Source organism: Methylomonas sp. TEB, assembly GCF_047777895.1.
Taxonomy (GTDB): domain Bacteria; phylum Pseudomonadota; class Gammaproteobacteria; order Methylococcales; family Methylomonadaceae; genus Methylomonas.
Genome location: NZ_CP180476.1, coordinates 3,400,698 through 3,415,440, shown reverse-complemented (window position 1 = coordinate 3,415,440; position 14,743 = coordinate 3,400,698). Strand labels below are relative to the sequence as shown.

Here is a 14,743-nt window from a genome sequence, read left to right as displayed (position 1 = left end):
AAAAACGTTGGGATAATCCAGTTTATGTTTTGATTTGAGAGTGATCATGAAACGGATTGTGTTTTTAGTAGCGGCCCTGTTAGCCATGCCCGGCCTGGCCCAAGCTTGGTGGAATGACGACTGGGGTTATAGAAAGAAAATAACCATCGATGCCCAGCAATTGCAGCAGGGCGGCGTGACGCCGGTAGCGGAGGGCTTGGTGCTGGTGCGACTGCATACCGGCAATTTCAGCTTCTTCGCCGATTTGGGCGAAAACGGCAAAGATTTGCGCTTCATGGCCGGCGACGATAAGACTCCGTTGAAGTTTTATATCGAAAAGATCGATACGGTCAACGAGATGGCGCTGATTTGGGTGAAATTGCCCAAGGACATTGCTACGGCCGATGAGCCGATGTTCTGGATGTATTACGGCAATCCCAAGGCTGTAGACGGCCAAGATGCGCCGGGAATTTTCGATGTGGCGCAAGCGGTTGCCTATCACTTCGAAGCCGGTCCGGTGAAAGACGCTACGGCCTACGCCAATCAACCGGCCACCGCTACCCAAACCGTTGTGGAAGGTGGAGCCATTGGCGAAGCGGGCGGTTTTAACGGTAGTCAAGCGATACGCATCACGGCAACGCCTGCGATTCAAATGGCGGTCGAATTTGGCTGGACCGTTTCGGCATGGGTAAAAATTGATCAGGCGCAAACCGACGGGGTGATATTCGCGCGGGATGGGCTGATTTTATCTGTTAGAGGTCAAACCCCGGTTTTGGAGGTTAATCGTAAGCAGTTGGTCAGTTCCGCCGATCTGAATTTGGCCACTTGGCAGTATTTGTCAGTCGCAGGGAATAAGGACGGTTTTACCTTGTATGTGGACGGTAAACCGGTCGGTATCTTACCGGCCAGCGTGCCTTCGCTGTTGGGTGATATGAGCATAGGCGCGGCGGTGGACGGTTCACGCGGCTTGGTCGGTGCCATTGACGAATTTGGTATTGCCAAGGTTGCTCGTGACCAGAATTACCTGCAATTTGCGGCGCTGATGCAAGGCCAGTCATCGGCATTGTTGAATTACGGCGAAGACAGCACGCCCGACAGCGAAGAGGGCGGTGAGTCTTATCTGATGTCGACGCTGGATAACGTTACCGTGGACGGCTGGGTCATCATCGGGATTCTGGGCGTGATGTTTATTGTCAGTACCTTGGTGATTGTCAGCAAGGCGATTGTGTTGAACCGTACCCGCAGTGAGAACAAGAAATTCGAAGAGGCTTTTAGTCAATTAGGCGCGAAAAATATCAGCAATCTGGATCACCAGGACGAAGACGGCCAGGAAGATTATGACGAATCGCCTTTACTGCTGTCCTTGACCGGCAATCACGCGGCGTTTGCGGGTTCATCGATCTACCGGATTTACCACGTCGGCGTGCAGGAAATGAATAAACGTCTGGCGAAAAGCGTGGGCGCCGATGCCGCCGACCAGGGCCTGTCTGCGCAAGCCTTGAACGCTGTGAAGGCGTCGATGGACGGCGTGTTGGTCCGGGAACTGCAAAAACTCAATTCGCAAATGGTGTTGTTGACCATCGCGATTTCCGGTGGACCGTTCCTGGGTTTGCTCGGCACCGTGGTCGGGGTCATGATCACCTTTGCGGCGATTGCCGCCAGCGGCGAAGTGAACGTCAACGCTATTGCGCCCGGTATCGCCGCGGCTTTGGCGGCCACCGTCGCCGGTTTGGGCGTGGCGATACCGGCGCTGTTTGCTTACAACTATTTGGGCAGCATGATCAAGGCCGTGACCGCCGACATGCATGTGTTTGTTGACGAATTTGTCGCCAAACTGGCCGAGCAGCATAGCTAATTAAACGTTCGTAGGGTACGCAATGCGTACCTTGCCAAAGTCTGCCGGTATGCGTTGCGTACCCTACGAAAACCCGAGAAGATTCAATGAAAGTTCAAGAAGAAAACGCGGCGTACGACGAAATCAACGTTACGCCTATGCTGGATTTGGCTTATGTGTTGCTGGTGGTGTTTATCTTGATGACTACGGCGGCTGTGCAAGGCGTGCAAGTCAATCTGCCCAAGGCTAGTAACACACCCAGTTTGGCTAAGCCGCAAACCAAAGCCATTACCGTGACGGCTGACGGCACACTGTTTCTCGACACGTTTCCGGTGACGATGGAGCAGCTGGAATCGACACTGATGCAATACAAGGCCGCCAATCCGGAATTGCCGGTGGTGGTTAAGGGGGACTCCACTGTCCAGTATCAAAGCGTCGTCGATATTTTGGCTTTGCTTGGCAAACTGGAAATCACCCAGGTCGGTCTGGTTACCCAAAATCTGACCAAATAAAGCCTTGCGACATGTCAAAGAAGAAACATTGGCGGGTTTATATTCCGATGCTCATCGCTGCCGTAATCGCCGCTATCGCGATTTTTTACGTCGTTAAAATCATTATGGAGTTCGTCGATAAAAAGCCGGCGAAAAACGAGAAAAAAATTCAGCCGGTGACCTTGTTTAAACCGCCGCCCCCTCCGCCGCCACCGCCGAAAGTTGAGAAGCCGCCCGAGCCTGAAATCAAGGAAAAAATCAAGGAACCCGACCCGGAGCCCGAGCCTGAGCCGGAACCCGAACCGGAACAAGCGCCGCCGCGCGATCTGGGTCTGGATGCCGAGGGTACGGCCGGATCGGACGGTTTTGGTCTGGCGGCCCGCAAGGGCGGCACCGGTTTGTTCGGCGGTGGGACCGGTAACCCGTTTGCCTGGTACGGCGGTTTGGTCAAGAACGGTATTTTGAACATTCTCAGCAGCCACGAAGAATTGCGCCGTAAAGGCTATACCGCCATCGTCAAGGTCTGGCTGAAAGCCGACGGCTCGGTAGAACGGGTGGAATTGGCCAAGGGCAGCAACGATGCGGACATCGACGAATTGCTCAGCCGCTTGTTGAATAAGTTCGACCGCGTGGCGGAAGCACCGCCGCCGGGCATGCAGCAACCGATCAAGTTAAAAATTTCATCACGTATTTAAGTATCCACAGGTAAAACAATGGCGAATAAGAAACAGCTGATGGCCCTGGCGCTATCCGGGCTGATTGGCACCGTGCAGGCCGGAGAAAAGGAAGAGTTGCTGAAACTGCGCAATACCACCACTAATTTGATCAAGCAATTGGTCAAGCAAGGCGTGATTACCGACAAGGCTGCCAACGAGATGATCAAGCAAGCCGAAGTCGAAGCCGGCCAGCAAGTGGCCGAAGCCAAGGCCGCCGGTGCCAAGGAAGCCGTACCGGCCGATGAAGTGCGGGTGGCTTATGTGCCTGATTTTGTGAAGGACGAAATTCGCCAACAAGTGCGCAGCGAGTTGCGCGAAGAGGTGGTGGGCGATGTGATGCAAAAGGCCAAGAACGAGCAGTGGGGCTTGCCTAATGCGTTGCCGGAGTGGACCAGGCGGTTCAAGTTGTCTGGCGATATTCGCCTACGTTCTCAGCATGAGATGATGGCTAAGGAAAACATCGCCAATTCTTATATTGACTGGCAGGCGGTTAACGAAAGAGGCGGTCTGAACGCGGCGGGTGTGGATCAATTTTTGAATACGACTACCGACAGACAGCATTTTCGCGAGCGCTTGCGCTTGGGCATTGATGCGGCGATTACCGATGGTATGAAAGCCGGTGTGCGTTTGGCGACGGGTAATCAACGTGACCCGGTGTCTACCAACCAGTCTTTAGGCTTTACCGGACAAAAATACGATTTCACCGTGGACCGGGCTTATCTGCAATACGATGCACTCGATGATAACAAGTTTAAATGGCTGACTTTGTCGGGTGGGCGGATCAAAAATCCTTGGTATACCGGCGGTGGCGAGTTTACCGGCGGTAGCGAATTGGTGTGGGATACGGATTTATCTTTCGAAGGTTTTGCCGGCACCGTGCGCCACCGTTTGGGTGGATCGGACAGCTTGATGGCTAACGACGACCACACCCATTCCGTTTTTGCCACAGCCGGGGCGTTTCCATTACAAGAATCGGCGCTGAGCAGTGATAAATGGTTGTTCGGCGGTCAAGTCGGCGTGGATTGGGGCTTTGTCAATCAAGATAATTTAAAGGCCGCGTTGGCTTATTTCGATTACGTCAACGTCGAGGCTAAGCAAAATACCAGCGTTTTAGGCACTTGCGATCTCAATACGCGCGGCAACACTGCTTCGCGTCCTGAATTCATGCAGGGCGGCAATACCTTGGCGTCGATTTGCCGAGAAGGCACCGGCGCTTTGGCTTCCAATCCGGGCATGGTCGGTTTGGCGTCCGATTACAATATTGTCAACGCCAATGTTTCGTATGAAATGACTCTGTTTGCCCCTTACCATCTGCGCTTGAGCGGCGACTACGCTAAAAACGTCGGCTTTAATAAAACCGCGGTCAGCCGGATGCTGAACGGCACAGTGGTTGAGGGTAAAACCAACGCCTGGCAGTTTAGGGCGGATTTCGGTTGGCCAAGAGCCGAAGTGGCCGGTCATTGGAATGTGTTTGCTGCCTATAAGTACGTGGAGCGCGATGCGGTATTGGATGCATTCACCGATTCTGACTTCCACCTCGGCGGTACCAACAGTAAGGGCTGGTTCATCGGCGGTAACTATGGCTTGATGAAGAACGTTTGGTTGACCGGCCGCTGGTTGAGTGCGGACATCATCACCGGACCTCCTCTCGGTATCGATGTGTTGCAGATCGACGTGAATACGCAATTCTAGGTAGGTTGTCGATGAATACATTTCCGAAAGTGGCCGTATTGCTTGTGCTTATTAGCAGCGGCTGGTCCACCAGTCAGGCCGCGCCACGTGAGGCTGCCAAGAACGATGGCGCTGTTTTAAAGCTGCAAGCGATGGTTAAAAGCTTGACGGCCGAACGCGATGCGGCAAAAGCCGAATCGGCCAAGTTAGCTGAGGATTTACAGGAGCTTGAGCAGTTGAAAAAAGCCCATTCCGCGGCGGTGGCGGCTAAGGAACAAGTCAGCAGCGAGTTGTCCGCACAGCGAAATGCCAATGGTGAGGTGCGCGAGCGTTTGGAGAAAAGCAATGCCAGACTCTCCGACGTGATGGAAAAGCACAAGGAAGTGAGTCAGGCTAAAGCCGATTTGCAAGCGCAATTAACGGCATTAACTGTCAAGCAGCAAGCAACCGAGCAGCAATTGGGGGTTTGCGATACTCACAATGTCAAACTTTACGAGGCTGCCAAGGAATTGCTGGCACGCTACGAAAACAAAGGCGCACTGGCTAGTATGCTGCAGAATGAAGCCTTGCTGCAATTCAACAGCGTCGAGATGGAAACTATCGTCCAGGAATATGAGGACAAGTTGAACGCCGGGAAATATCAAAAACAATCTGCTGCGGATAGTGGCACAGCGCCGGCTGGCGTCCAATAGTTTCTCTACTCAGGTGCGGCAACATGCCGCACCTCGACCCTCGCTGATTTACCGAAAGCCTTAAGGCTTGGTCGCGTAAATAAGTTAAAATCCCAAAAAGCGGCGCTCCATCATGGCGGCTACATAATCAAATGCACGAATTATCGAGAGACTAATGACAACGAAACAAAATTTTTTAAAAAATCTAGGCATTGTTGTGTTATCGACCGGCTTGGTGGCCTGTAACGGCGCCGATGAACGGAAAGCGAAATACATGGAAGAAGGCAAACAGCTATATCAAGCGGGTGATTATGAGAAAGCGTTGCTTGCCTATAAAAACGTGCTGCAAATCGATCCTAAGGACTGGGAAACTCACTTCCAGATTGCGGAAGCCCTGAGTAAACAAGGCAAAATCGAAAATGCCTTTAAGGAATACAGCACCGTGGTTGCCGGCAATGAAAATCACGTGATGGCGCGGGTTCGGGTTGGTCAGCTGCTGTTATTAAATCGCGCGGTAGACGATGCGGAAAAAATGGTCGGCGAAGCTTTGGCGAAGGAACCGGACAATGTCGAGGCTTTAGTGTTGTTCGCCGGCGTCCAAGCAGCCAAAAATAACAGCGATGGCGCGATTATGACGGTGGAGCGCGCCTTGAAAAACAGTCCGGACGATGTGCCGGCGACCTTGATGATGGCCTCGATTAAAGCGCGTTTGGATAAAGTAGGCGAAGCGATTACTTTATTGAAGCAAACTATAGAAAAGAAGCCGGATAATGTTGCTTTGCGTAGCATGCTGGCCGGTTTGTACGCTAAAAACAATCAGATTGCCGATTCAGAGGCCATGTTGTTGGAAATTGTCAAACTGGAGCCACAGCAATTACAGCATTACCGTACGTTAGCCTTGTTCCAGGTCGGTACCAAACAAGTCGATAAAGCCGAAGCGACTCTGCGCGACGCGGTCAGCAAATTGCCGGACAACGATACCGCCAAGACTTATTTGGTCGATTTTCTGTTGGAAAAGCGCAGTCCGGAAGTGGCGATTGCCGAACTGCTACCGATGATAGAGCAAAAGCCGCAAGCGTATGAGTTGAAATTCAAACTGGCTAATATCCAGCTGGCCCAAAAGCAAGTCGATAAAGCCGAAGCGACCATGAAAGAAGTCGTCGATCAGGATAAATTGGGACCCAGCGGCATCACCGCACGAAATAAATTAGCCGCTTTGTATGCAATGACCAAGCGCGGTGACGAGGCTAAGGCCTTGATCAAGGAAGTGTTGGATAACAATCCGCGCGATGCCGAGGCTTTGACACTGCGCGGCCAGTTTGCCTTGGGTGAAAGCAAAATTCCCGACGCGATTGCCGATTTCCGCTCGGTATTGGTTGATCAACCCAACAATATCGGCGTATTGAAAATGCTGGCCGCAGCTCATCTGCGCAATAACGAAGAAGAACTGGCCAGAGAAAATATGGAAAAAGTGGTGGCCGTCGCACCGGGCGATGAGACCGCCCGGCTGGATTTGGTTGGCTTGCATATGAAAGCCGGGCACCAAGATCAAGCCAAGCAGCAGCTTGAAGCACTGATGAAAGCCAATCCGAAAAGTCTGAAAGGCTTGGAGGCGCTGTTTAAAATGGAGTTATCGCAAAAGCATTGGGATAAAGCGCAAGAGATTGCCAAGCAGGTGCAGCAGCTATCCGATAAGGATGCCACCGGCTTTTACATGTCCGGCTTGGGCTATCAGGCGGAAGGCAAGCTGGAAGCCAGTACGGAAGCGTTTCAACAGGCCTTGGCGCGTAAGCCGGATGCGATTGAGCCTTTGACCGAGATGGTCAAAAGCTATTTGGTATTGAAGCAGTCGGATAAGGCTATCGGTAAATTGCAGCAAGTCATTAAACAGCAACCCGATCATTTCGTTGCTTACAATTTGCTGGGTGGTGCTTATCTGAACGAACAGAAATTTGCCGAAGCAAAAACAGCTTACACAAAGGCTTTGAATATCAAACCAGAGTGGTATAGCCCTTATCGGAACTTGGCCTTGATCGAGTTGGCACAAAAAAATCAGGCCGAGGCCATCAATATCTACAAAAAAGGGATTGAAAAAACTAAAGGGGCATTGGAGCTGGTCGACGACTTGGCGCGTTTGTATCATCGTGACGGTCAGCATGAGAAGGTGCTGGCGCTTTACGAAGAATCTTACAAACTGCATCCGGATTCGGTGGTGGCGGTTAACAATCTGGCCAGTTACTTGTCGGATTTTTCCGCCGGTCCGGATAGTTTGGAACGGGCAGCCAAATTGGCCGAACCTTTATTGCAAACCAATAATCCCAATATGATGGATACGGTTGCTTGGGTGGCCTATAAACAAAGCAATTACGATAAGGCTAAAGAGATATTGTTGAAGGTGATTGAACGCGATCCGCAATCGCCGATCAGCAATTATCATTTGGGTATGGTGTATTTCAAGCAAAACGATCCGGTTAAAGCCCGCGAATATTTGCAAAAAGCGGTCGATAAAAAAGTGGAATTCGATGGCTTGAATGAAGCGAAGGATGTTTTGAGTAAACTCTGATAGGAAATGTAGGGACGTGGCTACCGCAGGTAGCCACGTCAAACCGGCTTAAACCCCGGTATAGCCGATTTTAATGTCGGTGGCTTTATTGAATACTGTCCCCAGTACGTTGGTGTCTTTTAACAAAGAGGCCGCGTGCTTCAATTGATCCGTCTTGGTATGGCCTTCGTCGATCACCAACAACACGCAATCCACATAAGGCGAAAAACCCAGTGTATCATCGTGCGACAGGATCGGCGGCATATCGAAAATAATGATACGCGAGGGGTAACGGCTTTTCAGTTCGTTAACCAGTCGTACCATTTTCGGTGAGCGCAACATCTCAGTTGAGTTGAATAAAGGTTTGCCGGCCGGCAGCACTACCAGACGCTCGATGCCCGGATTAATCAGCATGGAGCTTAATTCGGTGTCGTTCAACAAATAATCGCTCAGACCTGCGCCCGGCTGAATGCCGAATAATTGATTAATGCTGGGATTTTGGAAATTGGCATCCACCAGCAGGGCTGTGCGGTCAAGTTCCATCGCCATGCTGATGGCTAAATTTGCGGCTGTTAAGCTATTGCCGGTACCTTCGCTGGGGCTGGTGATAGCCATGGTTTTCCATTCCATTGCATCCATTTGCTGCAAGCAGCGGGTGCGTAGCATGCGGTAGGATTCCAGCCATTTTCCAGGTAACGCCGCGGAAATAATCCGGTTTTGCTTCAGTAAGTTTTGATCCGGAGTGTGCACCCGCGTTTTGGTGTAAGCGATGCTGACTTTGTCGCCGGGTTGATTGGCTAATCCGGCTGCGGCTGGATTACTTTTTTCCACGAGGTTTTCAATGGGGTTCATGAATTTTCCCTTAAATGATTAATTGCCCACGACACGTAGTAATTTGTACCAAAATACATCTAGCGGCATGACGATAAAATGAAATGCAACGATAGCTAGAATGCCGGCTATTGCCATGCCTATCAACAACATTCGTCGTTCGTTCGTATGAGCTTGATGTTCCTTCTGGCTTTCAAAATAAGGTATCGATGCCAAAGGTTCCACACCCAGAATCGCCGCGACCGCTTTTGGGCTATTAACGGTCGAATCCAGCATTTCGGTCAATGCCACCGCCCCTAAGCCGCTCGCTACAGCCAACACCATGCCCAGTACCATAATTGCAATCCGATTCGGGCTAACTGGCTCTAACGGTTCTTGTGGTGGGTCGATTAAGGTGAAACGTTCGCCTTTTCTTTCCATTTCCAATTGCTGCGAGATTTGCGCTTCCATTTCTCGCGCACTGACTTCGCGGTAGCGCAGATTGGTATTGTCCAGATCCTGGATCAAATCCATGTATTCTTTTTCAACCAATGGCGATTGGCGTAGGCTTGAGCGTAACTCTTCCATTTTGCTCTGTACGCGACTACGTGTGAAATTCAACGATTCGATTTCGGTATTCACTGAAGCCAGCTGCGATTTCAAGGTGATATAGGCCGGGTTATCCGGTTGAATGCTGGCGTTGCTGTAGTCGCTTTGTTTCGCGCTAGCCAAGCTTTGTTGCAAGGCGCTGATTTGTTTTTGCAGTTTCACCACGTCCGGGTGTTTGTCCGAATACTGTTTCAACAACAAGGCCAATTCTGCTTTTCTGTCGGTTAGTTCGCCGTTCATCGCATTCAGATCGGTGTTGGAGCCGATTTCTTTTTGCAATGAGTCGATTTCTCGCTTGATTTTAATCACATCGGGATGGTTCGCAGAATGGTTGGATAACACCGATGGATATTGCGATTGCAGTTCCTTCAAACGGTCTTTCATATCGAACACCCGATTGCCCACGGCGTTGGTAGCCATGGTGTTGGGATCGATTTGCGCCAGTTCGCCTTCAAGATAATAACGCCTATCTTGCAACGTTCGTTCTTGGCTATCCAATTGTAATAACTGATTGCTCAAGGAGGTCAGTTCTTGTTGGTTCATGGCACTGATTTGCGGCAGTTGGTTCAGGTTCTTTTCCTTGAACGTAGCCAGGTTTTGTTGAATTTCCTGAATTTTGGCTTTCAGGCGTTTGGACTCCTCGCTCAAAAACAATGCTGCATTTTCCGCAGATTCGGTGCGCGATTTGATGTTTTCTTTCAGGAACAAGGACGTCAGTTCGTTAGCGACTTTTTGCGCAAGCTCAGGCGATTTATCATCAAATGTTAGCGTAAAGGCAATCGTAGCTTGTTGGGCAGGGCCGCTTTTGTTATTGGCGACGTCGGCACTAATAGTTTCTACTTTAATGCTTTTACGCATTTTTTCCAGAATGACTTCTTCGGGCTCTTTTTGCCGTTCCTCGGCGTAGAGATCGTATTTTTTGATGATTTCCGTCAAATTCGGTCGGGTCATGATCCGTTGGCTGATCATCTGAATCCGCTGGTCGGCGAAGGTGGTCACTGTGGAATGCACCAGCTCGGCAGGAATTTCTTGCGCTTCGATCAGAATGGTGGAAGTAGAGCGGTAAACTGCCGGTAACAGCACTGCTAAAACGATGCTGATCAGCGCAATGATTAGAAACGGAATAACTAAAAACCGTCTACGTCGTTTGATGATTTTTAGATAGTCCTTGATGTCGATGGCTTGATTTTCCACGCTATTTCACCTGACGATTGATTTGCGGTTGATAAGAGAATTGTAGTTGTACGCTATCGCCGGTGATGGTCTGGTTGTTTGATTCATACACTTGCTGGCGATAGCTATAAGACAGATCCAAATTGATTTCCGGCGTCCAACGCCATTGAACATTCGGTGATAGGGTAATGAAAGTGCGGTTATTAGTTCTGGTGGTATCGTTACTAAAAGTGGATATCGATTCGGATAGCAAGTAATTGGCGTTGATACCGGTAGACAATCGTTCGGTGAGATTGTAACGACCTCGAGCTGAAAAGGTGGTTGAGGTCTGCTGCTGGCCGGTGCTGGCCGGGTTGAGCTGTTGTCCGGCACTTAAGCTAAAGTCCCCCCAGTCGCTTTTACGAGCCAAGCTTGCCGAAAATACGTTGCCTATGGTGTTTTTGGATAAGGAAGACCGACTATTAAGTTCTGGCGCAGGGTTTGACGAGCTGGTGAATTGAGTGCTGTCAGTTGTTGTGTCGCGAATCCCAGCTGAAAATGCTAATTGGGTCTGCTCGTCAAATAGATATTGCACACCCGCCTGGTAAGTGAACGTAGTCGATTTTTGGCTGAAACCTGTTGTTATTGGCGCGGTTTGATAAAATCGCAATGGTACAGGAAAAGGAAAAGGATTGAAAAGACCGATTCCTGGACTCTCGTTTGCCGATTCATACACCGAATACGCACCTGTCAGGTTAAATGACAGACGTTCGGTGTAGGCATGGCTGGCCGTTGCCGAATATTGCTGGAAACTATAATCCGAGTAATTGAAAATGTTTGTCAGATTTTGCGCTCTGTCAAACGCCACATCCTGGTAGCTATAACCCAATTGTAGAGAGCTTTTTTCGTTCAAGTTATAAGTGACAGTCGGGGAGACTGATTTGGTGTTCCGTGGTACGAGAAGTTGCACGCCACCTGCTTCGTTGATCTGCGTTGGGTCGATTACTGTAGGGTCGAGTTGGTTATTAATCGAGGATTCTTCCGCATAGCTTGCCGCAAGATCGGTTTTGAAACGTTCGCTTTGGTATTTGTGGCTAAGATTGACCAGTTTTTCGGAAAAATCCAGCGCCGAGTCGCTACTGTAAATCAACTCATTCCACTTAAAACGGGTATTTAATTCGTTGTCGTCGGCAAGATAGCCGAACATCACACCTGGAGAAAGGGTGCTGATAAAATTGCTATGCTTTGGATGAATCTGCATGCGTACATTATCGTCAAAGCGCTCCTTAAAGCTGAACTCCGGTTTGAACAACAAATCCAGCGCGTAGCCATCGGTGCTGAATAAAACCAACGCAGGTAGCAAAAAATCCGTTTTTATCTTCATAGATAGTGCTTCTATCTAATTCCGCTTAGGGTACGGTAACCGTGTCTCCCGGTTCCAGCAGGATGTTTTGTTCCAGGTCTTCGCCATCAATCACATCGCTGTAGTCGAAAGGAAACACTTTAACTTGATCGCCGGTGCGGCGAATAATGCTAATCGAACCTTCCTTGGCAAACACGGTCAGGCCGCCGGCCAGACTCAGCGCTTGCAGCACATCCAGGCGTCTGCCGGAAAACACTTGTCCGGGTTTGTTGACTTTGCCGATCACAAAGATGGAGTTGCCCTGGTTGTTGAGTAATTTAACCGAAATCGAGGGGTCGGATATGTAATCGGCCAGCCTGCTGGTCAAATTATCTTTTAGCTCGGTAATGGTTTTGCCGGCGGCGCCGACGGTACCGATCAAGGGGAAAATAATGGTGCCGTCCGGGGAAATCAGGATTTGCAATTGTTGTAGACCCTCTTCTTTCCAGACCGTGATTTCCAATGCATCACCCGGCGATAGTTGGTAAGCCGCATAATTGGTCTGCTCGATAGTCACCGTAGGTGCAGGGCTGATTGTAGTGTTGTTAATGGGCTCTATTGGCGGTGCAGGTGGGATCGGGGTTTCCGGTTCTGCCAGGGCAGTGGAGGAGCAAAGCAGACAAAACGAGAAAAGAGTAATTATCTGTTTCAAAATGTATTCCTTTATGATGTTATTGAGGTTGCAAACCGCACTTTTCGAGCCAAACGCCAAAGTAAGGCGGGATTTTAGTAACGGAATATAACAAGAATAAGACGATCCCAAACGCGGTCTTAGGTGAGAAACACCTAGACATTTCATGCGATTATAACCGGGAATGACTGTGTTTTGTTCGAATCAAACAGTAAATTAACCAAAAATTAATAAAACTTTGGGAGTAAGGTAGTGACAGTGAACGATTTTTTACAACGTGTGAAGTCCGGGCAAACGGTCGAATTTCAGGAGGTCATTGCGCTTATTGCCGAGCATTATCAATACCAACCCACCGAATTTAGTAACGGCTTGCAACAGCCTCTGGTAAACGAAGCGGGTCGTAATGAGGGCTCTTGCAAGATTTTTGCATTCGCCAAATTGCATAAATTGACTGCCGAGCAAACTCTGGCGCTCTTCGGTGATTATTATTGCCAAGATGTATTGGGTAACCCGTCCGGCGACGATCATCAAAATATCAGACACTTTATGCGTGATGGTTGGGAAGGCATTGTTTTTAAAGGCGAGGCCTTGCAAGCCCAATAATTGCCGTGCAAATTGATGTACTGCTGATCGGTCAGGGTTTGGCTGGCAGTTTATTGGCTTGGGAGTTATGGCAGCGGCAACTGCGAATCTTGGTGGTGGACGACGGCGCGGAGAACGCCTCGCAAGTCGCGGCTGGTTTGATCAATCCAGTGACCGGGCAGCGCTTGGTAAAGCAGGTGGATGTGGAAAATCTGCTGCCGGCCGCGATGCATGCTTATCGGCAACTTGAGAGACAGTTTGGACAAGCCTTCTATCAGCAAATGCCAATGCTGAAAATTTTGCGCACCGCCAAAGAGCTTGAAATTGCCGAACGCCGTTTGTGCCAGGCGGATTATCGCGACTATTTGTCGGAGTTGGCGGCAGCCCCCAAGAGAATTAACGCGCCTTACGGTGTGTTGCAACAAGGCCAGACCGGCTATTTGCGGACCGAGGCTTTGCTGAGTCGGTTGCGTGATTTTTTACGGAACAAGCACTGTTATCGGCGATACACTCTGCAATACGAAGAAATTAATCTCGAGCCGGCGCTGCGCTGGCAGGAAATATATCCGCGGCATATTGTTTTCTGCGAAGGTTATCAGGCGCTTAGCAATCCATGGTTTAAGTATTTGCCGTTTCAATTGGCAAAAGGTGAAATACTGGGTTGCGAAAGTAGGCAAGATATTCCAAAACAGATTTTGAATTACGGGCATTGGCTGATTCCATTGGAGTCCGGGCGCTTTAAGACCGGTGCGACTTTCGAAACAGATCAAGTAGATCATGTGCCGACCGAAGCAGCGAAAACCGCTTTATTGGCGAGCTTACGTGCGGTCTGCCCACAACAACAAAACCTTAATGTTTATCAGCATCGCGCCGGAATCCGGCCGGCTACACGCGATAAACAGCCGTTTATTGGCACGCATCCCAAATATCCGCAACTGCATATTTTCAATGGCTTTGGCGCCAAGGGCAGCTTGGCGATTCCCTGGTACGTTGTCCGGTTTGCCGATTACTTGCAACAGCACGCCGGCTTGCCGCCCGGTTGCGATATACGCCGCTATGACAAAACCTATATCCCTGCTTGAAACTGCTCACCATATTGTTGGTTCTTACCTAGAACCGGGCGACGTGGTGCTCGACGCGACACTGGGTAACGGCCACGATACCGTGTTTCTGGCGCAGAGCGTTGGGGCGAGCGGTCATGTGTTTGGATTCGATGTTCAACGGCAAGCCCTGGGCAATAGTTTTCAGCGTTTAATTAAGGCTGATTTACAGCGCCGGGTGACCTTACGCCTGGCCAGTCATGCCGATATGCTGTCGCATGTGCCCGAGCAATGGCTTGGCCGGGTGAGAGCAGTGATGTTCAATCTGGGTTATTTACCCGGCGCCGATAAATCCATAATCACCCAAATTGATTCGACGCTGGCCGCCTTGGATGCCGCGCGTAGTTTATTGGCGCCGCGTGCCGTGATGACGGTGTTGGCGTATCCGGGTCACGCCGGCGGCGATCTGGAGGCAGAGCAGTTGGCGGCATGGTGTCGGCAGTTGGATGGAAGTCGTTTTACTGCGGAAGTTGTTCTTAGCAGTCACGACAAGCCCAGTGCACCGCGGCTTTTTGTTATTCGCAAACAAACCGATCTGCTATGATTGCGCTCC

Annotated in this window: 13 protein-coding genes; 9 read left to right on the top strand and 4 right to left on the bottom strand. The window is 50.2% G+C overall.

Annotation, left to right across the window (positions count from 1 at the left end; translation table 11 throughout):
• Positions 1–46: 46 nt before the first annotated feature.
• The 6 genes from ACMXD4_RS15250 (at position 47) to ACMXD4_RS15225 (ending at position 7,925) form a co-directional block, all read left to right on the top strand.
• A complete protein-coding gene (locus tag ACMXD4_RS15250) occupies positions 47–1,834 on the top strand; it encodes a DUF2341 domain-containing protein (protein WP_415878647.1) in 1,788 nt (595 codons plus the stop codon).
• 86 nt (positions 1,835–1,920) lie between these two features.
• Entirely contained in the window at positions 1,921–2,325 is a 405-nt protein-coding gene (locus ACMXD4_RS15245) for an ExbD/TolR family protein (RefSeq protein WP_033159014.1), read from the top strand.
• 11 nt (positions 2,326–2,336) lie between these two features.
• Positions 2,337–2,999: an energy transducer TonB gene (locus tag ACMXD4_RS15240; RefSeq protein WP_033159013.1), complete on the top strand. Its 663-nt coding sequence runs from the start codon at positions 2,337–2,339 to the stop codon at positions 2,997–2,999.
• Between the two features lie 18 nt (positions 3,000–3,017).
• A complete protein-coding gene (locus tag ACMXD4_RS15235; protein ID WP_415878646.1) occupies positions 3,018–4,712 on the top strand; it encodes a putative porin in 1,695 nt (564 codons plus the stop codon).
• Between the two features lie 11 nt (positions 4,713–4,723).
• Positions 4,724–5,383, top strand: a complete 660-nt coding sequence (locus tag ACMXD4_RS15230; RefSeq protein WP_415878645.1) for a hypothetical protein — start codon at positions 4,724–4,726, stop codon at positions 5,381–5,383.
• 154 nt (positions 5,384–5,537) lie between these two features.
• Positions 5,538–7,925, top strand: a complete 2,388-nt coding sequence (locus tag ACMXD4_RS15225) for a tetratricopeptide repeat protein (protein ID WP_415878644.1) — start codon at positions 5,538–5,540, stop codon at positions 7,923–7,925.
• Positions 7,926–7,973: 48 nt separating this feature from the next.
• Here ACMXD4_RS15225 and ACMXD4_RS15220 read toward each other — a convergent pair whose 3' ends face one another.
• Genes ACMXD4_RS15220 through ACMXD4_RS15205 form a run of 4 tightly spaced genes read right to left on the bottom strand, consistent with a single transcriptional unit; the run spans position 7,974 to position 12,529 of the window.
• On the bottom strand, positions 7,974–8,756 hold the full coding sequence (locus ACMXD4_RS15220) for a CpsD/CapB family tyrosine-protein kinase (protein ID WP_033159009.1): 783 nt from the start codon (positions 8,754–8,756) through the stop codon (positions 7,974–7,976).
• An 18-nt stretch (positions 8,757–8,774) separates the two neighbouring features.
• Positions 8,775–10,517 (bottom strand): lipopolysaccharide biosynthesis protein, encoded by a 1,743-nt coding sequence (locus ACMXD4_RS15215; protein WP_415878643.1) that lies wholly within the window; start codon positions 10,515–10,517, stop codon positions 8,775–8,777.
• Position 10,518: 1 nt separating this feature from the next.
• Positions 10,519–11,859: a hypothetical protein gene (locus ACMXD4_RS15210; protein WP_415878642.1), complete on the bottom strand. Its 1,341-nt coding sequence runs from the start codon at positions 11,857–11,859 to the stop codon at positions 10,519–10,521.
• 25 nt (positions 11,860–11,884) lie between these two features.
• On the bottom strand, positions 11,885–12,529 hold the full coding sequence (locus ACMXD4_RS15205; RefSeq protein WP_415878641.1) for a polysaccharide biosynthesis/export family protein: 645 nt from the start codon (positions 12,527–12,529) through the stop codon (positions 11,885–11,887).
• A 231-nt stretch (positions 12,530–12,760) separates the two neighbouring features.
• Here ACMXD4_RS15205 and ACMXD4_RS15200 point away from each other — a divergent pair, with 231 nt between their 5' ends.
• Genes ACMXD4_RS15200 through ACMXD4_RS15190 form a run of 3 tightly spaced genes read left to right on the top strand, consistent with a single transcriptional unit; the run spans position 12,761 to position 14,734 of the window.
• Complete coding sequence (locus ACMXD4_RS15200; RefSeq protein ID WP_415878640.1) at positions 12,761–13,111, top strand: HopJ type III effector protein; 351 nt, start codon at positions 12,761–12,763, stop codon at positions 13,109–13,111.
• Between the two features lie 5 nt (positions 13,112–13,116).
• The gene (locus ACMXD4_RS15195) at positions 13,117–14,172 is read left to right on the top strand and encodes an NAD(P)/FAD-dependent oxidoreductase (protein WP_415878639.1); all 1,056 of its coding nucleotides are present in this window, start codon (positions 13,117–13,119) and stop codon (positions 14,170–14,172) included.
• The gene (locus tag ACMXD4_RS15190; protein WP_171694815.1) at positions 14,147–14,734 is read left to right on the top strand and encodes a tRNA (mnm(5)s(2)U34)-methyltransferase; all 588 of its coding nucleotides are present in this window, start codon (positions 14,147–14,149) and stop codon (positions 14,732–14,734) included. The genes ACMXD4_RS15195 and ACMXD4_RS15190 overlap by 26 nt, the downstream gene beginning before the upstream one ends.
• Positions 14,735–14,743 lie beyond the last annotated feature (9 nt).